15 protein-coding genes, 1 rRNA gene and 2 pseudogenes are annotated in these 17,459 nt (G+C 75.0%); 4 read left to right on the forward strand and 14 right to left on the reverse strand.

Annotated features, from left to right (window positions below):
* From ABWI07_RS42540 to ABWI07_RS42580, 9 genes and pseudogenes are all read right to left on the reverse strand, one after another.
* Positions 1-299 (reverse strand): glycosyltransferase family 4 protein (locus ABWI07_RS42540; protein WP_353822018.1); only part of this gene is annotated, 299 nt, incomplete at its 3' end.
* Complete coding sequence (murJ, locus tag ABWI07_RS42545; RefSeq protein WP_149258102.1) at positions 292-1,908, reverse strand: murein biosynthesis integral membrane protein MurJ; 1,617 nt, start codon at positions 1,906-1,908, stop codon at positions 292-294. The genes murJ and ABWI07_RS42540, both read right to left, overlap by 8 nt.
* 271 nt (positions 1,909-2,179) lie before the next feature.
* Positions 2,180-3,067 (reverse strand): annotated as a pseudogene (locus ABWI07_RS42550) (hypothetical protein); the annotation flags it as partial.
* 4 nt (positions 3,068-3,071) lie between these two features.
* Complete coding sequence (locus ABWI07_RS42555; RefSeq protein ID WP_149258101.1) at positions 3,072-4,028, reverse strand: copper transporter; 957 nt, start codon at positions 4,026-4,028, stop codon at positions 3,072-3,074.
* Positions 4,025-5,263 (reverse strand): putative cytokinetic ring protein SteA, encoded by a 1,239-nt coding sequence (steA, locus tag ABWI07_RS42560; protein WP_149258100.1) that lies wholly within the window; start codon positions 5,261-5,263, stop codon positions 4,025-4,027. The genes ABWI07_RS42555 and steA overlap by 4 nt, the downstream gene beginning before the upstream one ends.
* Positions 5,264-5,438: 175 nt before the next feature.
* Positions 5,439-7,145 carry a DNA repair protein RecN gene (gene recN / locus ABWI07_RS42565; RefSeq protein ID WP_149258099.1) on the reverse strand — a complete coding sequence of 569 codons (1,707 nt, stop codon included), beginning with the start codon at positions 7,143-7,145 and terminating at the stop codon, positions 5,439-5,441.
* Between the two features lie 211 nt (positions 7,146-7,356).
* A pseudogene (locus ABWI07_RS42570) lies at positions 7,357-8,244 on the reverse strand (NAD kinase); the annotation flags it as partial.
* A gap of 112 nt (positions 8,245-8,356) precedes the next feature.
* Entirely contained in the window at positions 8,357-9,160 is an 804-nt protein-coding gene (locus ABWI07_RS42575) for a TlyA family RNA methyltransferase (RefSeq protein WP_353822020.1), read from the reverse strand.
* Complete coding sequence (locus ABWI07_RS42580) at positions 9,153-9,401, reverse strand: hypothetical protein (RefSeq protein WP_149258096.1); 249 nt, start codon at positions 9,399-9,401, stop codon at positions 9,153-9,155. Before ABWI07_RS42580 ends, ABWI07_RS42575 begins: the two co-directional genes overlap by 8 nt.
* A 114-nt stretch (positions 9,402-9,515) precedes the next feature.
* Between ABWI07_RS42580 and ABWI07_RS42585 the strand changes: the two genes are divergently transcribed.
* The gene (locus ABWI07_RS42585; RefSeq protein WP_149258095.1) at positions 9,516-9,857 is read left to right on the forward strand and encodes an SCP2 sterol-binding domain-containing protein; all 342 of its coding nucleotides are present in this window, start codon (positions 9,516-9,518) and stop codon (positions 9,855-9,857) included.
* Positions 9,858-9,885: 28 nt separating this feature from the next.
* Here the strand turns inward: ABWI07_RS42585 and ABWI07_RS42590 are convergent, their stop codons facing one another.
* Positions 9,886-10,887 (reverse strand): HAD-IIA family hydrolase, encoded by a 1,002-nt coding sequence (locus ABWI07_RS42590; RefSeq protein WP_149258791.1) that lies wholly within the window; start codon positions 10,885-10,887, stop codon positions 9,886-9,888.
* Positions 10,888-10,943: 56 nt separating this feature from the next.
* Entirely contained in the window at positions 10,944-11,387 is a 444-nt protein-coding gene (locus ABWI07_RS42595) for a tetratricopeptide repeat protein (protein ID WP_149258094.1), read from the reverse strand.
* Between the two features lie 72 nt (positions 11,388-11,459).
* On the opposite strand from ABWI07_RS42595, the gene ABWI07_RS42600 reads away from it, so the two are divergent.
* Both ABWI07_RS42600 and ABWI07_RS42605 read left to right on the forward strand, forming a co-directional pair.
* Positions 11,460-12,809: a DUF1015 family protein gene (locus ABWI07_RS42600; RefSeq protein WP_353822021.1), complete on the forward strand. Its 1,350-nt coding sequence runs from the start codon at positions 11,460-11,462 to the stop codon at positions 12,807-12,809.
* Positions 12,810-12,816: 7 nt separating this feature from the next.
* Positions 12,817-13,755: an MBL fold metallo-hydrolase gene (locus ABWI07_RS42605; RefSeq protein ID WP_353822022.1), complete on the forward strand. Its 939-nt coding sequence runs from the start codon at positions 12,817-12,819 to the stop codon at positions 13,753-13,755.
* A gap of 25 nt (positions 13,756-13,780) precedes the next feature.
* On the opposite strand, the gene ABWI07_RS42610 is transcribed toward ABWI07_RS42605, so the two are convergent.
* Entirely contained in the window at positions 13,781-14,947 is a 1,167-nt protein-coding gene (locus ABWI07_RS42610) for an alkaline phosphatase PhoX (RefSeq protein ID WP_353822023.1), read from the reverse strand.
* A gap of 105 nt (positions 14,948-15,052) precedes the next feature.
* Positions 15,053-16,045 (reverse strand): hypothetical protein, encoded by a 993-nt coding sequence (locus tag ABWI07_RS42615; RefSeq protein ID WP_353822025.1) that lies wholly within the window; start codon positions 16,043-16,045, stop codon positions 15,053-15,055.
* Between ABWI07_RS42615 and ABWI07_RS42620 the strand changes: the two genes are divergently transcribed.
* Positions 15,998-17,269 (forward strand): hypothetical protein, encoded by a 1,272-nt coding sequence (locus ABWI07_RS42620; RefSeq protein ID WP_353822024.1) that lies wholly within the window; start codon positions 15,998-16,000, stop codon positions 17,267-17,269. The two genes, ABWI07_RS42615 and ABWI07_RS42620, sit on opposite strands and share 48 nt — an antisense overlap.
* Before the next feature lie 95 nt (positions 17,270-17,364).
* Here the strand turns inward: ABWI07_RS42620 and rrf are convergent.
* Positions 17,365-17,459 (reverse strand): 5S ribosomal RNA (gene rrf, locus ABWI07_RS42625); the annotation flags it as partial.

Consider the following 17,459-nt stretch of genomic DNA (forward strand, 5'->3'; position numbering starts at 1 on the left):
GCGCGCAGGCCGTGGGCGTGGACGACGTCGGCGCCGCGCAGCAGCCGGCGCAGCCGGGCGACGGCCCTGGCGTCGCCCGCGGGCCTGGGCCGGTCGGCGAGGTCGACCTCGGCGAAGCGGGCGCCGGCGGCGCCGAACCCGAACAGCTCCTCGGTGGCGGCGGGCCCGCACACCACGACGCGGGCGCCGCGCTCGACCAGGCCCTCGGCGACGGATCGGACGTGGCGGCCGACGCCGCCCGCGCTGGTGCCGAGGACGAGGGCGACGCGCAGCCCGTCCAGATCCTGCCTGTCAGACATTGCGGACGACCTTCCGGCTGAGGACGGCCCGCAGGTCCCGGCCGTCGATCACGAATGCGATGACCACGAAGACGGCGCCGGCGACCAGCGCGGCGAGCGCCCCGGTCCCGACGTTGCGCAGCTCCGCCGCCGGGCCCGTCCCGCCGAGGCCGAGCAGCGCGGCCGTCGCGTACCCGGCGGCGCCGCCCGCGGCGGCGCCGAGCAGCCCGGCGGCCAGCGCCCGCGGCACGCCCCGCACCGCCGCGGCGCCCCGCGCGCGCACCAGCGTCACGAGCAGCAGGACCCCGGCGACGGTCATCCCGACGGCGTTGCCGACGCCGAGGGCCGCGACGACCCACTGCCGGTCGACCGACAGCACCAGCGCGACCTCGGCGACCATGACGACGACCCAGCCCGCGACCACGGCGGTCGCGCCCATCCGCCCCTTGTGGCAGGCGTACAGGACGCGGCCGAGGTGCGCGACGAGCCCGTAGCCGAGGAGGCCGGGCGCGAACGCGAGCACCGCGCGCGACAGCACCTCCTGCTGGTCGGGGTGGCCGGGGTTGAACACCGCCGCGACGGGGACGGCGACGGCGGCCAGCGCGGCGGCGCCCGCGCACGACACCAGGATCACCGCACGGGTGGTGGACGCGGTGACCTGGTCGAACCGCTCGTGGTCCGCCGCGCTCATCCTGGCCGACAGCAGCGGGAACGCGCTGGTCGCGATCGGCACAGCGAGGATCGCCCACGGCAGCAGGTAGACCGCCCACGCGTACTGGTAGTTGGCGAGCGCGCCGCGGGTGCCCTGCGAGCTGAGCCGGACGACCAGCAGCGTCGCCAGCTGCTGCGCCGCGACCGTCGCGATCCCGGCCGCCGCGAGCCGCCGCACCCGCCGCGCCACCCCGTCCGGGAAGCGCAGGGTCGGCCGCAGCCGCAGGCGCAGCCGCCACGCGGCGACCGCCGCCGTCGCGGCCATCGCGACGCCGCCGAGCGCCGTGCCGATCGCCAGCGTCAGCTCGGCCCCGAGCGGGAGCCCGGCCAGGTCGTTCTCGAAGCCCCTGCCGAGCGGCGCGTAGACGACGTAGGCGCCGATCACCACGAGGCTGGAGACCAGCGGCGCGAGGGCGGGCGCGACGAACCGGCGGTGCGACTGCAGCAGCCCGTACAGCACGACCGCGATCCCGTACATCACCATCTGCACGGACTGGATCGCCAGCATGTCGCCGCCGACCCGCACCACCTCGCCGCGCGAGCAGCCCTGCGGGTGCTCGGCCACCGCCAGCTCCATGAGCGGGTGGGCGAGCAGCGCCATCAGCGCCGACAGCGGCACCATCAGCACGACGATCCAGGTGAGCAGCGCCGACCCGATCCGGCGGACCTCCTCCCGGTCGCCGCGCTCGGCGGGCCCGGCCAGGACGGGGACGACCATGCTCGCCAGCGCGCCGCCCGCGACGATCTCGTAGACGCTGCTTGGGAGCTGTGTGGCGCTGAAGTACGCCTGGCTCAGGCATGAGGTGGTGACCGTCTGGGAGAAGGCGTAGGTGCGGCCGAACCCCGCCAGCCGCGCCAGCACGGTGATGACCGCGATGACGACGGCGGCGCCGGCGAGCCCGCCGGTCAGCCGGCGCATGCCCGGCCGCCGCCGGGCCGGCGGTGGCGCTTGTGACGGGGGCACGGTAGGCGAAGGCACGCTCGTGGACGTCTGCGGGGGGCCGTGGGGCGGGCTAGGCGGGATCGGTGACGCCGTCGCCCACCGGGCCCGCCTGCGGCGGGACGGCCGGGCGGAACGCGTCCTCGGTGTGGGGCTTCTCGGAGTCCGCCTTCACGGAGTCCGCCTTCACGGAGTCCGCCTTATCGGGGTCCGCCTTCCCGGTGCCGGCCTCGGCGCCCGGCCGCGTGGTCTCGGCGGGGGCCGGCGCGGGGACGGCGGCGGGGCGGCGGCCCAGCATGTCGATGCGGTTCAGCACCGGGTTGCCCGCGATGACCTTGGTGAAGCTGACGAACTCGCTGGCGGCGTTCAGCCCGGCGATCCCGGCGAGGACGGCGAGCCGCGGCCCGCGGCCGAGGCGGGTCGCGGCGAGGCCGAGCAGCGCGCCGAGCGCGTTGGCGCCGGTGTCGCCGAGCATCGCGCGCTCGCCGAGGTCCTCGGGCAGCAGCGCGGCGGCGGCGCCGAGCGGGGCGGCGACCACGGCGGAGCCGGACCGCGTCAGCGCCAGCGGCGTCCCCGCGATGAGGCCGACCTTCACGGCCCGCCCGGGGCGCAGGTCGAACAGGTTCATCAGGTTCGCGGACCCGGCGATGACGGCGCCGTTGACGAGGGTGTCGAAGGCCCGGCCCGTCCGGGTCGGGGCGGGCGAGCCGGCCACGGCGGCGGCGGCCAGCCCCGTCGCGCCGATGCCGAGGATCTTCACCGCGCCGCTGGTCACCTCGCCGCGCGCGAGCGCGGCCAGGTGGCCCTTGAAGCCGCGGGAGGACGCCGAGCCGGCGAGGTCGTCGTAGCCGCCGAGGGCGCCGGCGCCGGCGCCGGCGAGCAGCGCGGCGGCGCGCATCCGGCCGGTGGCGCCGGGGGCGAGCAGCCCGGCCGCGGCGGCGCCCGCGACGAACGCGGGCCCCTCCAGCAGGGTGACCGGCTCGCCGCGGTGGTTGGTGCGGCCCCAGACCTGCTCGCCGGGCAGCCCGTTCAGGCCGGGCGGGCGCTGCGTCAGCGCCGCGTACGCGGCGCGCGCGGCCACCGCGCCCAGGCCGACGCCGACCGCCAGCCGCGTGCTCCTGGCGATGCCTCGTCCCATCAGGTCACCCGCTCTTCCCCGCCGTGGGCGCGGGCGAGGGCAGGTAGCCGCTCGCGCCGGCGCCCGTGCCGTACTGCCCGGACTTGCCGCCGATCTCGTTCTGCAGCGCCAGGATCGTGACGACCTGGCCGGCCGCGGTGTCCACCACGTCGACGGTGGAGACCGAGTCGGCGGCGTCGGAGTCGCGCAGCGCCGCGATCAGCCCGCCCTCCTGAGCGGAGGTCGGCGGGCCACCGACGACGGTACCGCGCCCGGCGGCGTCGAGTGCGGAGGCCAGCGAGATCAGTGCCTTGTTGTCGTCGCCGCCGCCCGCGTAGGCGTACGCGGCGGCGGGCGCGACCATGACGGCGAGGGTGGCGTGCTGGCCGGGCTTGCCGCTGGTGGTGACGTATCCGGCCTGCTTGAAGCCGTTGAGGACGGCGCCCCCGGCGGCGTCCTCGCGGCCGGACTTGGCCGGGTCCCTGGTGACGAGCGCGGCCGCGAGGACGGCGCCCGCCTTGCCGTAGGCGCCCGCGTTCTCCGGGAACTTCACCTCGTCGGTCTTGAGCTGGGTGGCGAGCTCGTCGACGGTGGTCTGCTGGTCGTCGTCCAGGAGCTTCTTCTGGATCGTGACGCGCCCGGTGACGGCGGCGCCGGAGTCCTTGGCCAGCCGGCTGACCTGCTCGATGCTGTCGTTGCCGGCGCCCGGCGTCTCGACCAGCACCACGGACTGGCCCTTGAGCCGGTCGGCGACGATCTGCGGCGAGAGCGCCTTGGTGAACTGCTCCTCGCCGTCCAGCTGGTGCCGCAGGGTGCGCTGGTCGAGCCGCGCCTGCTGGGCCGTCTTGGCGGCCGAGTTCGCCTGCTGGCGCAGGGTGTCGCTCACCGAGTTGGACAGCGTGGTGGAGCCCAGGACGATGCCGAGCGCCAGCGCGAGGAAGATCGCGACGATGGAGACGAGGTGGTAGCGGAAATCGATCACGTGAAGAGTCCGGTCAGCCAGAAGAGGAAGGCGTGCCAGCGGTCGGCGAGCAGGGGACTGATGACGTCCCCCGCCGGGGACATGGCGACGGCGGTGACGATGGCGATGAACGCGCCGAGGACGAGGAACAGCAGCGACCAGGTGGAGATCCGGCTGCGGTAGAGCCGGCTGACGCCCTTGGCGTCGACGAGCTTGCTGCCGACGCGGAGCCGGGTGAGGAACGTGCTGGCCATGCCGGCGCGCCCCTTGTCGAAGAACTCCTCCATGTTGGCGTGCGTGCCGACCGCGACGATCAGGGTGGCGCCCTTGTCGTCGGCGAGGAGCATCGCGATGTCCTCGCTGGTGGCGGCGGCGGGGAACACCACGGCGTCCTTGCCCAGCTCGTGCACGCGCTTCAGGCCCGGCGCGCGGCCGTCGCGGTAGGCGTGCACGACGAGCTCGGCGCCGCAGGTGAGCGCGTCGTCGGAGACCGAGTCCATGTCCCCGACGATCATGTCGGGGCGGTAGCCGGCCTCCATCAGCGCGTCGGCGCCGCCGTCCACCCCGATCAGCACGGGGCGGTACTCGCGGATGTAGGGGCGCAGGGTCGCGATGTCCTCGCGGTAGTGGTAGCCGCGCACCACGATCAGGGCGTGCCGCCCGCCGATCCTCGTGGCCACGTCGGGGACGCCGACGCCGTCGATGAGCAGGTCGCGCTCGCGCTTGACGTACTCCATCGTGTTGGCGACGAACGCCTCCAGCTGGGAGGCGAGCCCGGCCTTGGCCTCGGTCAGCGCCTCCTCGATGGACTCGGCGGTCTGCTCGGTGCCCTTGGCGACGACCTCCTCGCCCCGGTGCACGGCGGGCCCCTCGACGCGGACCTGGTCGCCCTCCTGCAGCTTGCTGAAGATCTCGGGGCCGACGTCGTCGACCAGCGGGATGCCCGCCTCGATCAGGATCTGCGGGCCGAGGTTCGGGTACCGGCCTGAGATGCTGGGCGCGACGTTGACGACGGCGCCGACCTCGCGCGAGACCAGCGCCTCGGCGCTGACGCGGTCGAGGTCGACGTGGTCGATCACCGCGACCTCGCCGGGCTGCAGCCGCTTGGTCAGGTCCTTGGTGCGGCGGTCGAGCCGGACCGTGGCGCTGACCCCGGGCCGCCCGTCGTCGCGGCCGCGGCCCAGCGTGAGCACGCGCCGGGGCAGCCTCTGGGCCAGCCGGGCGCGTCGCTCCGCGGTGGGTGATGACTCGTTCATCAACTGCCATCCTGCCAGAGCACGGGAGCGGACGCCGGGAACCGACGACTGTCCAGGCGTGTCCGTTCACGCACTCTCTGTAATCTTTGCCGGAGCGGGCGGCGGCCCGCGGCGGCGCCGACAGGGTCCGATGTGGGTCTGACGTGCGGTCTGACGTGGGATCCCGGGGCCGCCGCTACCGTTCCTCGGCGGCCATGGCGAGCAGCTCCTCGGCGTGCGCGCGGCCGAGCTCGGAGTCCTCCAGGCCGGCCAGCATGCGCGAGAGCTCCCGGACGCGGCCCTCCCTGTCCAGGGCGGTGACGCCGCTGCTGGTGACGGTGCCGTCGTCGGACTTCTCCACCAGCAGGTGCTGGTCGGCGAACGCGGCGACCTGCGGCAGGTGCGTGACGACGATCACCTGGGCGTTGCGGGCCAGCCGCGCCAGCCGCCGCCCGATCTCCACCGCGGCCTTGCCGCCGACGCCCGCGTCGACCTCGTCGAACACGAACGTCGGAACGGGGTCGGCGCCCGCGAACACGACCTCGATCGCCAGCATCACGCGGGACAGCTCGCCGCCCGAGGCGCCCTTGTGCAGCGGCAGCGGCGGCGACCCCGGGTGCGGGGCGAGCCGCACCTCGACCTCGTCGACGCCGTGGGGGCCGTGGTCGCCGGTCGGGGTGACGGTGACGACGACGCGGGCGTGCGGCATCGCCAGCGCGGTCAGCTCCTCGGTGACGGCCTCGGAGAACCGCTCGGCGGCCCGGGTCCGGACCGCGGTCAGCTCCGCGGCCTCGGCGGCGAGGCGCTCGGTCAGCTCGGCGTGCTCGGACCGCAGCTCGTCGATGCGGTCGTCGTCGCCCTCCAGCTCGGCGAGCCGGGCCGCGGACCGGCGCGCCCACTCCAGGACCTCGGTGACCGTCCCCTCCGTCCCGCCGTACTTGCGGGTGAGCGCGGTCAGCTCGGCGCGCCGCTCCTGGACGGCCGCGAGCCGCGCCGGGTCGGCGTCCACGGACTCGGCGTAGGACGCCAGGTCGGTACCGACGTCGGAGACCAGGTAGCCGGCCTCGGCGAGCCGGTCGGCGAGGGCCGCGAGCTCCGGGTCGTGGTCGCGGACGGCGTCCAGCGCGTTGCGGGCCTGGCCGAGCAGGCCGGTCACGTTCGCGGCCTCGAACGCGGCGGCAGGGTCGCCGAGCAGGGCCTCGTGCGCGGTGTCGGCCGCGCCGCGCAGCGCGTCGGCGTGCCCGAGGCGCTCCTCCTCGGCGGCGAGGTCGGTGTCCTCGCCGTCCTTGGGGTCGACCTTCTCGATCTCCTCCAGGCCGAAGCGGAGCACGTCCGCCTCCTGGGCCCGCTCGCGCGCCCGCGTGGTCAGCTCCTCCAGCAGCGCGCTGACCTGGCGGTGCCGCTGGTAGGTCTTGGTGTAGGCGCGCATCGGCTTGGTCAGCGAGCCGCCCGCGTACCGGTCGAGCGCGCCGCGCTGCCGCGACGACTGCAGCAGCCGCTGCTGGTCGGACTGCCCGTGCACGGCGACCAGGTCGTCCGCCAGGGTGATCAGCACGCTGACGGGGACGGACCGGCCGCCGAGGAACGCGCGGGACCGGCCCTCCGCCGACACCGAGCGCGTGACGATCAGCGCGCCGTCGTCGAGTTCGCCGCCGGCGTCCTCGACCCGCTCGACCACGCGGCCGCCCGGGTCGACGACGATGCGGCCCTCGACCGTGGCGCGTCCCGCGCCGGGCCTGACCCGCTGCGGGTCGGCGCGGCCGCCGAACATCAGCCCGAGGCTGGTGACCACCATGGTCTTGCCCGCCCCGGTCTCCCCCGTCACCACGTTGAAGCCCGGCGACAGATCGAGCACGGCCTCGTCGATCACCCCGAGGCCCTGGATCCGCACCTCATCGACCATCGGACGCACCAGCGTCACAACCCTCCGCAACCAGATCCCCGATCAGCGCCTGTGGAGATTATCTCCTCTGCCCGCCCGCCGCCTCCCCGTCCGGCCCCGGAGACGCCCCCTCGGGCGGGAAGCCGGGCCCCGGGTAGCCGGCGATGCCCCCGGCCGCCGGGGCGTCCCCGACCTGCGAGTCGCCGAGCGGCGGGGACGGCCGGGACGGCTGGCGGACCCGGCCGCGCCAGCCCGTCACGGGCAGCCCGAACTTGGTGACCAGCCGGTCGGTGAACGGGGTGAGGTGCAGCCGCGCGAGCCGGACCGGCTCGGCACCGCGGCGGACCTCGACCCGCGCGCCCGGCGGCAGGTCGAGCGTGCGCCGCCCGTCGCACCACAGCACCGCGCGGGGCGTGTCGGGCAGCACCTCCACCGCGACCGACGAGCGCGGCGAGACCACCAGCGGGCGCGCGAACAGCGAGTGCGCGCTGATCGGCACGACGAGCATCGCCTCCACCTCCGGCCACACGACCGGGCCGCCGGCGGAGAACGCGTAGGCGGTGGAGCCGGTCGGGGTGGCGCACACCACACCGTCGCAGCCCCAGTTGGACAGGGGCCGGCCGTCGATCTCGGCGACGACCTCCAGCATCCGCTCCCGCTCGGCCTTCTCGATGCTGGCCTCGTTCAGCGCCCACGTCGTGCCGAGGACGGTGCCGTTGCGGCGGGCTGTGACGTCGACGGTCATGCGCTCCTCGACGTCGTAGCGGCGGGTCACGACCCGGTCGACGGTGGCGGCGAGGTCGTCGCGCTCGGCCTCGGCGAGGAACCCGACATGGCCGAGGTTCACGCCGAGAAGCGGGGTGCCGGAGCTGCGGGTCAGGTCGGCGGCGCGCAGCAGCGTCCCGTCGCCGCCGAGGACCATGACGACCTCGGCCTCGTCGGCGGCCGCCGCGTTGCTGGGCATGACCTCGACGCCCGTGCAGCCGATGTCGTCGGCCTCGCCGTCCAGGACCCGGACGCAGATCCCGGCCTCGCTGAGCCGCTCGATGACCAGTTGGGCGCTGCGGACCGCCTCGGGCCGCCCGGTGTGCGTCACGACCAGCACCGACCTTGTGCTCATGCTCTCGCCCCACTCCCCGACGCTCTCCGGCGTACAGACGTCTGGACGAACGCCTCCGCGCGGGGCGTTCCCGATTCGGACGCCCTCTGTACGCGCGGCGCGGCGCCGCCGCTCACTGCGGGCCCTCCGCGATGGCCTTCGCCAGGGCGTCCTCGTCCAGCGGAGGGGCTCCCGCGCGCAGCCACAGGAAGTACTCCACGTTGCCGGACGGCCCCGGAAGCGGGCTCGCCGCCACCCCGAGGACGCCGAGGCCGAGGGTCGCCGCGTGCCCGGCCACGCCGCGCACGGCGTCGGCGCGCAACTCCGGGTCGCGGACGACGCCGCCCGCGCCGACGCGGTCCTTGCCGACCTCGAACTGCGGCTTCACCATGACCGCGTAGTCGGCCTCGGGGGCCGCGCACCGCTGGACCGGCCCGAGGACGAGCTTCAACGAGATGAACGACAGGTCGCCGACGACGAGACTCGGCGGCGCGCCGCCGAGCATCCGGGGCTCCAGGTCGCGGATGTTGACCCTCTCCATGACGGTGACCCGGTCGTCGGTGCGCAGCGACCAGGCGATCTGCCCGTACCCGACGTCGACCGCGTACACGTGCGCGGCGCCGGCGCGGAGCAGGACGTCGGTGAACCCGCCGGTCGAGGCGCCCGCGTCCAGGCAGACGCGGCCCTTGACCTCCAGGCCCTGGAACGCCTCAAGCGCGCCGGCGAGCTTGTGGCCGCCGCGCGACGCGTACTCGGGGCCGCCGCCGGCGTCGGCCACGACGATCGCGGACCCGGTCTCGACCTGCGTGGCCGCCTTCGCCGCGGTCTGCCCGCCGACGCGGACCCGCCCGTCGGCGATCAGCTGCCCGGCCTGCTCGCGCGAGCGGGCCAGCCCGCGGCGCACCAGTTCGGCGTCCAGGCGGCGCCGGCTACTCACGGGGGCGCAGGGCGTCGGGGAAGGCGGGCCGGGGCGGCGCGGGCCGCTCGTCCTGGCCGGCGGCCGCGAGGAGCTCCTGGAGCCGCTGGTGGACGTCCTCGAAGACCTCCACGTGCGCGGGGACGGGCCGCCCGCCGAGCTCGCCGAGGAGGGCGACGGCCGCGTCCACGCGCGGGTCGCCGGTCGGGTCGGGCGGCGGCACGGCCGGGAACTCCGGCTCCTCCGCGGCCTCGTCGGACATCACGTTTACCTCCCAGTGCTCCCGGAGCGCACGCGACGAGTCGCCTCCGGCTCACCATGAACGCTACCGTCCCTGAACGACATCGATGCCGGACGAACGGGGAACGGCCTGACCATGGCGAACGAGGAGGAGTGCCGTGCGGCGCTGGAGCGTATCGCGGCGCGCCTGGGGGAGGTCGACGCCGACCGGCTCGCCGAGCACGTCGTCGAGCGGACGATCAGCTGCCGTGTCGCGGACCTCGGGCTGGCCTACCGGACCCGGCTCCACGGGGGCGGCCTCGACCCGTTCGAGCACGACGACGACCCCAGGGCCGCGCAGGTGCGCCTCACCGTGGAGAGCGACGACCTCGTCGCGATGGCGTTCGACGAGCTGAACCCGGCCAAGGCGTGGACCGCCGGCCGCCTGAAGATCGAGGCGAGCATCTTCGACCTCCTCCGCCTGCGCAAGCTCCTCTGACCGCGGCCTTCCCGCAGGGCCCAGGCCCTCAGAGCGAAAGGGTCTCCAGGGCCTCGGTGAACGCCTCTGCCGGCGGCGGCTCCTCGCTCTCCCAGGCGGCGGAGGCGAGGGCGCGGAGGCCGTCGTAGGGATCGCCGGATCCGCTGAGCGCGAACGTTCCGCCGTCGCGCTGCGCCGTCCAGCCGCCGCAGCGGTGGGCGCCGCCCTCCCGGACGGTCTCCGGATGCGGCACGAGCAGGCCGGAGAGGTCGGGCGCGAGATAGGTGGGGCGCCGGTGGGGCGGGGCGGTGAGCGCCTGCAGACGGCCGGTGACGCCGGTGAAGACGAGCAGGCTGTCGGCGCCGCCGTTGAAGGCGCCCTCGATGTCGGTGTCGAGGCGGTCGCCGACCACCAGCGGGCGCTCGGCGCCGGTGCGCAGGATCGACTCCTGGTGCAGCGGCCGCTCGGGCTTGCCGGTGACGACCGGCTCCACGCCGGTGGCGGAGCTGATCACGCGGAGGAGGGCTCCGTTCCCGGGGTGCGGCGGCCCCTCGCCGCCGGGGATGGTCAGGTCGCCGTTGGACCCGACGAACAGGGCGCCCATGCTGACCGCCTGCGCGCCTTCGGACAGCAGCCCGTAGCCGAGGTCGGGGTGGTAGCCCTGGACGACGGCGGCGGGGCGCCGCGACGCCGTCGACACCGGGCGGAGGCCCTGCTGGTAGAGGGCGTGGCGCAGGCCCATGCCGCCCACCACCAGCACCTCCGACCCGGCGGGCAGGCGCTCGGCCAGCAGCCGGGCGGCGGCCTGGGCCGAGGTCACCACGTCCTCCGCCTCCGCGGGGACGCCGACCTCGGTTAGCAGCGCGGCGACCGCCGACGGCGTCCGCGACGCGTTGTTGGTCACGAACGCCAGGCGCTGCCCGGCCGCGCGGGCCTTGGCGAGCGACTCCGCCGCCGCCGGGACGGGCCTGCGGCCGACGTACACGACCCCGTCGAGGTCGAGCAGGGCGACGTCGTACGCCTCGCTCAGGGGGCGTTCGCTGCCTTTCATCGGGCTCCTCATGCCTGGGATCGTACGGGGGTTGTTACCAACGGGTAAGGGGCGGGTCAGCGCCGGGCGGCGAGGGTGGCTCTGGCGTGCTGCAACGCCCGCGCGTAGTCCTTGTTCTCGGGCCGCATGGCCGCGGCGAGCGCGAGATGCTCGACGGCGGCCTCGAAGTCGCCCATCCGGCTGAGCGACAGCCCGAGCCCGAACCGCGCGTAGTCCTCGGCGGGCTCCTCCTCCACGATCCCGCGGAAGCTCTCGGCGGCCGCGTCGAACTGCCGTGCCCCGAACTGGGCGCGGGCGAGCGCCTCCCGGATGCTGTGCGACTGCGGTTCGGCCTCGGCGGCCCTGGTCAGCAGCTGGAGCGCCGCCGCGGCGCTGCCCGCCCGCAGCAGCTCCAGGCCCCGCGTGTACCACTCGTAGACGCCGCCCTGCGGCGGGGCCGCGTGCTCGTCCGGGTCGTCGCCTGGGGAATCCTCCGGCCGTCCGGGTCCTTGAGTACTCATGTGGACCTCCCCTCGGACATCGATCACTACGACCGTACCCGCCGCGCCTCCGGACGCCCTCCGCTGAATAGCATGCCCAGCGTGGACGACGACCTCTCCTCCGGCCTGGACCCCGAGGAGTTCAGCGCGCGGATCTTCGGGACGGCGGCTCCGCGCACGGGCGGCGGCCTGGAGCTGGCGCCGTTCCGCGGCGTCCGCTTCGTCCCCGAGGTGGCCGGCGACCTGGCCTCGGTGACCATGCCGCCGTACGACCTGATCGACGAGGCGGCGGCGCTGCGGCTGCTGGCGGAGGGCGGCCACAACATCATCCGGCTCAACCTCCCGCGCGCCGCCGGGGAGACCTACGCCGAGGCCGGCCGGCGGCTGCGCCGCTGGCTGGAGCGCGGCGCGCTGACCGTCGACCCCGAGCCGGCCCTGTACGTCTACGAGGCCGCCCGCGGCGCGGCGGTCCTGCAGCGCGGCCTGATCGGCGGCCTCGGCCTGCGCGCGGAGTCCGACGGCGTCGTGCTGCCGCACGAGAACGTCTTCCCCGGCCCGGTCCGCGACCGGCTCGCGCTGATGGCGGCGGCGAACGCCAACCTGGAGCCGATCTTCCTGGTGTACGAGGGCGGCGGCGACGCGGCCGGCGTCGTCGACGACGCCGCGGCCGGGACGCCGCTGATGGAGTTCGACGCCGACGACGGGCTGACCCACCGGCTGTGGCGCGTCACCGACCCCGCCCTGCACGCGCGGGTGGACGCCGACCTCCGCGGCAAGCAGGCCCTCATCGCCGACGGGCACCACCGCTACGCCACCTACCGCGCCCTCCAGGCGCGCCGCCACGCGGCCGGCGACGGCCCCGGCCCCTGGGACGCGGGCCTCGCCCTTCTGGTCGACTCGACGCGCTACCCGCCGCACCTCGGCGCCATCCACCGCGTGCTCCCCGGCCTCCGTCCGGACGTCGCGCTGGACAAGGCGCGCCAGGTCTTCCGCGTGTCCGCCTTCCCGGACGAGGAGGCGGCCCTGGGTGCCCTCGCCCGCGCGGAGGGTCCCGCGTTCCTCCTCGGCGGCGGCGACTCCCTCCACCTGCTCACGGGCCCGGACCCGGACGCCCTGCGCGACGCCATGCCGTCCGGGCACTCGGCGCGCTGGTCCGCGCTCGACACCGCCGTCCTCGACCACCTCCTGATCGGCGGCGTATGGGGCGTCCCGGAGAACGAGAACACCGTCGAGGTGGTGCACGACGACCCGTCCGCGGCCGTCGCCCGCGCCCGGCGCAGCGGCGGAACGGCCGTGATCCTGAACCCGCTCCGGGTGGAGGACGTGCTGGCCATCGCGGGCGGGGGCGAACGCGTGCCGCGCAAGTCGACCTCGTTCGGCCCCAAGCCCCGCACGGGCCTCGTCCTGCGGCTGCTCGACCCCGGCGCCCCGCAGAGGCCATGATCGGGGAATGGACACCACGACCACCATCACGCCGCTCGGCGGGGACGTCTACGAGATCGACACGCGGATGGCCGGGTACTCCGGCATCACCGCCGGATATCTGATCCTCTCCGACCGGCCATGCCTGGTGGAGCCGGGAACGTCCGGCTCGGCGCCCGTCGTGCAGGCGGCGCTGCGGGAACTGGGCGTCGGACCCGGCGACCTGGCGAGCGTGGTCGTGACGCACATCCACCTCGACCACGCGGGCGGCGTCGGCGACATCGCCGGGATGTACCCGCGGGCGGAGATCGTCGTCCACGAGAAGGGCGCGCGGCACCTGGCGGACCCGTCCCGCCTCATGCGCAGCGCCCGCATGGTCTACGGGGACAGCCTCGACACCCTCTTCGGCGAGCTGAAGCCGACGGACGCGGCCCGCATCCGGGCCGTCGAGGACACCGGCGTGATCGACCTCGGCGGCGGGCGGCGGCTGGAGTCGCACTACTCCCCCGGCCACGCCAAGCACCACGTCGGGCTGATGGACTCGCAGACCGGCGACCTCTACGTGGGCGACGCCGCGGGCATCTACATCCCGGAGACGGCCGACGTGCGGCCCGCCACGCCTCCCCCGGACTTCGACCTCGACACGGCGCTGGAGTCGCTCGGCAAGTTCCGGTCCCTGGGCCCGCAGCGCCTGCTGTTCGCGCACTACGGGCCCGTGCAGGAGGTCCAGGACACGCTGGAGCGCTCCGCGGAGGAACTGCGCATCTGGGTGGACGCCGTCCAGGACGCCCACGACCGGGGCCTCGACCTCGACCACGCCGTCGCCATGGTCGTCGACCGCACCAGGGACCGCTACGCGATCACCAGGGACGGCGTCGATCCGGAACTGGCCGCCAAGTACGAGGTCCTGAACAGCACCGAGAGCAACGTCGCCGGGATCATGCACGCCCTGAGCAGGCACGCGTGACGGCACCCGGCACGCCCGGGGCCCGTCAGCGGCGGAAGGGGCCGGTCACCTCGAAGGTGCAGCCGTCCGTCCCGGCGATGAACCCGCTCTTGCCGCGCTGGGAGGAGAAGTACAGGCGCGACCCGTCCGGGCTGAACGCGGTCCCGGTGATCTCCGACTCGTCGTGGCCGACGACGCGCAGGAACGGAGTCACGATCCCGCCGGTCGTGATGAGGTTGATCTCCATATTGTCGCCGTCCTCGGCGACGTAGAGGTCACCGGACGCCGTCGCGGTCACGGCGTCGACGCCGTGCAGCGGGGCCTCGCCTGTGGTGACGAGGTCGTCGTCATAGGCGATGTCCAGCCGCCCGCCCGCCGCGTCGTACGCCCACACGCGGTTGTCGCCCTTGGTGGTGAAGTAGCAGACGCCGTGCGTGTAGTAGCAGCCCTCGCCGCCGTCGAAGCGCATGGCGCCGTCCACCTGGTCCCGGGTCGGCGTGAGCCAGACCTCGGGGTTCGGCACCTTCGCCCACTGGACGGGCCCCGTCCCGGAGCCGACCAGCACTTCGAGCGTGCCGGACGACAGGTCGCCCCACGTCCGGGGCCGGAACCTGTAGAAGCAGCCGTCCGGCTGGTCCTCGGTGAGGTAGACGACCTTCCGCTCGGGGTCGGAGGCCGCCGCCTCGTGCTTGAACCGGCCCAGCGCCGGGCGGGCGACCGCCCCCTTCTGGCCGCGCGGGTCCGTCTCGTGGACGAGGCCGAGGTCGTGCTCCTCGCACGACAGCCACGTGCCCCACGGGGTCGCCCCGCCGGAGCAGTTCAGCGTCGTGCCGTTCAGGATCCGGTACGCCGAGGCGACCTTCCCGGACGCGTCGAACCGCAGGGCCGACACGCCGCCGACGACGGGCACCTCAGAGTTGCTGACATAGATCCAGCCGTCGCCGTCGCGGAAGCAAGCGCCCCCGTCCGGGGCGGGATGCCACGTGTACCTCGTCCCCTCGACGCGCTGGAGCGAGCGCGCCACGACCCGGCTGGTGAACCCCTCCGGCAACTGCACCCCGTTGCCGTCCGCGGGCCGCAGCGGGCCGTAGGGGCTCGGACCGGGCTGGGCCGGGCCCGAGGCGAAGGCCCGCTGCCACAGCGCGCCCGAGAAGGCGGTCGTCCCGCCCGCGACGGCGGTGGCGCGCAGGAACGTGCGTCGGTCCAGGGGCATGGCAACTCCAAAGAGTCGATCACCGCCGGACGCGTCCGACGGCCCCCCGAACGGCGCGGTCCCGTGAATATCCGGGAAACCTACCCGCCAGTCAAGTACCGGCCGTCATTCCTCCGGCGGCGGCCGCTCCTCGTCGGCCTGCCTCGGCTCCAGGAACAGCATCGGGGCCTGCGGGGCGCTCTCGTCCGTCGTCTCCCGCACCTCGGGCTCGGCGGGCCGGAACTCGATGTCCGTGGCCGACGCCTCGCCCGGCTCCCGCGGCTCCTCCGCGTCACCGTGTTCGGCCTCGGGCACGTCGACAGGCTCGGTCTCCCCCGCCTCTACCGCATCCTCGGCCTGAACACCGTCGATCTCCCCTGCCTGGACGCCGTCGGCCTCCCCGGCCTGGAGGTCGTCGGCCTCCCCGGCCTGGGCGCCGTCGGCCTCATCCGCCTGAACTTCGTCGCTCTCCTCGGCCTGGAGGTCGTGAGTGTCCTCCACCGCAACGTCGTGGGTCTCCTCCACATGGACGTCGTCGGTGTCCTCCTCCTCGGTGTCGAGGATGTGGAGGCCTTCGAGTTCGGCGTACCGTTCGGCGGCGTCGGTGTCCCCGTCCCGGTCGGCAGCGGCGGCCCGCGCGAACCAGTCGGACGCCTCGCTTTCGCGTCCCGCCTCGACGAGCGCGTCCGCGTAGGCGTAGAACAGCCGCACCGACCACGGGCGGAGCCGCCGGTCGCGCAGTTCGGGGATCTGCAGGGTGACCACGGCCGCGTCATTCTGGCCCATGTCGCGCCGCACGCCCGACTCCACGATGCGCAGTTCGACGCGCCCCATCGGGTCGAGCTTCTCCGCCTCCGGCGACTTGATCAGGTCGAGGGCGCGCTCGGGCCGCCCGAGACCGCGCTCGCAGTCGGCCATCAGTGGCAGGTAGGAGTGGTCGCCGGCGCCCAGCCGCCGCGCGGCCCGCAGCTCGGCGAGCGCCTCCGCCCACTCTCCCGCGTGATATGCCGCGATCCCGGCGGCCTCCCGGACGATCCCGACGCGGGACGCGAGCCGCCGCGCCGCCTTGGCGTGCCGGTAGGACTGCTCCGGCTCGTCCTCGGCGAGGCGGCCCGCCATCACCAGGTGCCGGGCGACCTTCGTCGCCAGCTCCTTCGGCAGGGTGCGCAGCTCCTCGCGCGCCTCGACGTCCAGCTCGTCGCCGGTGACGTCCTCGGGCAGCAGCGGATCGTCGTGCTTGGGCGCCGGCCGCTCACGCTCCTCGTACCGTGCGGGCCGTTCCCCGCGATCGCGAGGCGGTCCGTAGGAGCGCCCGCCGTCCTGGGGGCGCCGCGGCCCGCCGCGGCCCTTGAACGGCTTCTCACGGTCTCCGGGACGGCCTTCACGTCGGCCTTCGAACCGCTGCCCGCCCGTACGGCGGTCGTCGCGGTCATCACGGCGGCCCCGGAACGGACGGTCCTGAGGACGCCCCTCAGTGCGCCGCTCGCCCTGACCGCCGCGGCCCTGGAACCCGCCGGGACGCCCTTCACGGCGCGGCCCGCCGCCCTGGCCCGCGCGGGGCCCGCGGCTCTCGAAGGGCCGCCCTTCCCGCCGCTCGCCGCGCTCCCCGGAGAACCCGCTGTCCCTACGCTCGCCGCGCTGCCCAGAGAACCGGCTGTCGCGACGCTCACCGCCCTGACCAGAGGGTCGGCTGTCCCGACGCTCGCCGCCCTGGCCAGAGGGCCGACCGTCCCGACGCTCATCGCGCTGGCCGGAGAAACGGCTGTCCCGACGCTCGCCGCCTTGGCCCGAGAACCGGCCCTCCTTGCGCTCACCGCGCTGCCCGGAGAACCGACTGTCCCGACGCTCATCGCGCTGGCCCGAGAATCGACTGTCCCGGCGCTCACCGCCCTGACCAGAGGGTCGGCTGTCCCGACGCTCGCCGCCCTGACCGGAGAACCGGCCTTCCTTGCGCTCGCCGCGCTGGCCCGAGAACCGGGTGTCTCTGCGCTCACCGCCGCGCTGGCCGCCGAAGCGACTGTCCGAGCGGCCCTCACGGGATTCGGGACGCCCCTCCTCGGAACGCTTGAAAGGGCGGCCGGGCTTGCGGTCATCGCGCTTACCGCGCGCGTCCCGCTCCTGCCCGCCGCCAGGACGGCCGCGCCCGCCCTGCGGGCCACCGGCGCGGAACGCCCCGCCGCGAGGACCACCGCCCTTGCGGGCCCCGGGCCCTCCCTGGCCGCCGCGGGAACCGCCCCCACGCCGGGCCGGCGTGTTCCGCCGCCCGTTGTCGCCCCGCCGCTCGCGGCTGTCGTCGCCGCGGCCGTCCTCTTCCGCGCTCATCACGTCCGTCACTGTTCTTGATGTGGTTCGGTGGACTCTTCAGCCTACTTTGGCCTGGCCACGACATGCGTCGAGGGCCGCCCCGCACAATCCGGGGCGACCCTCGACCAATTCAAGTCCGGCGGCGTCCTACTCTCCCACACGGTCTCCCATGCAGTACCATCGGCGCTGAAGGGCTTAACTTCCGGGTTCGGGATGGGACCGGGTGTTT

The sequence above is a fragment of the Actinomadura sp. NPDC000600 genome, assembly GCF_040492135.1.
Lineage (GTDB): Bacteria > Actinomycetota > Actinomycetes > Streptosporangiales > Streptosporangiaceae > Spirillospora.

What these genes read in the sequence shown, in the direction of transcription:
- murJ (WP_149258102.1), bottom strand. Translation starts at nt 1,908, where the DNA reads ATGCGCCGGCTGACCGGCGGGCTCGCCGGCGCCGCCGTCGTCATCGCG.
- steA (WP_149258100.1), bottom strand. Translation starts at nt 5,263, where the DNA reads ATGAACGAGTCATCACCCACCGCGGAGCGACGCGCCCGGCTGGCCCAG.
- recN (WP_149258099.1), bottom strand. Translation starts at nt 7,145, where the DNA reads ATGGTCGATGAGGTGCGGATCCAGGGCCTCGGGGTGATCGACGAGGCC.
- ABWI07_RS42580 (WP_149258096.1), bottom strand. Translation starts at nt 9,401, where the DNA reads ATGTCCGACGAGGCCGCGGAGGAGCCGGAGTTCCCGGCCGTGCCGCCG.
- ABWI07_RS42585 (WP_149258095.1), top strand. Translation starts at nt 9,516, where the DNA reads ATGGCGAACGAGGAGGAGTGCCGTGCGGCGCTGGAGCGTATCGCGGCG.
- ABWI07_RS42590 (WP_149258791.1), bottom strand. Translation starts at nt 10,887, where the DNA reads ATGAAAGGCAGCGAACGCCCCCTGAGCGAGGCGTACGACGTCGCCCTG.
- ABWI07_RS42595 (WP_149258094.1), bottom strand. Translation starts at nt 11,387, where the DNA reads ATGAGTACTCAAGGACCCGGACGGCCGGAGGATTCCCCAGGCGACGAC.
- ABWI07_RS42600 (WP_353822021.1), top strand. Translation starts at nt 11,460, where the DNA reads ATGCCCAGCGTGGACGACGACCTCTCCTCCGGCCTGGACCCCGAGGAG.
- ABWI07_RS42605 (WP_353822022.1), top strand. Translation starts at nt 12,817, where the DNA reads ATGGACACCACGACCACCATCACGCCGCTCGGCGGGGACGTCTACGAG.
- ABWI07_RS42610 (WP_353822023.1), bottom strand. Translation starts at nt 14,947, where the DNA reads ATGCCCCTGGACCGACGCACGTTCCTGCGCGCCACCGCCGTCGCGGGC.
- ABWI07_RS42615 (WP_353822025.1), bottom strand. Translation starts at nt 16,045, where the DNA reads ATGGCGGGCCGCCTCGCCGAGGACGAGCCGGAGCAGTCCTACCGGCAC.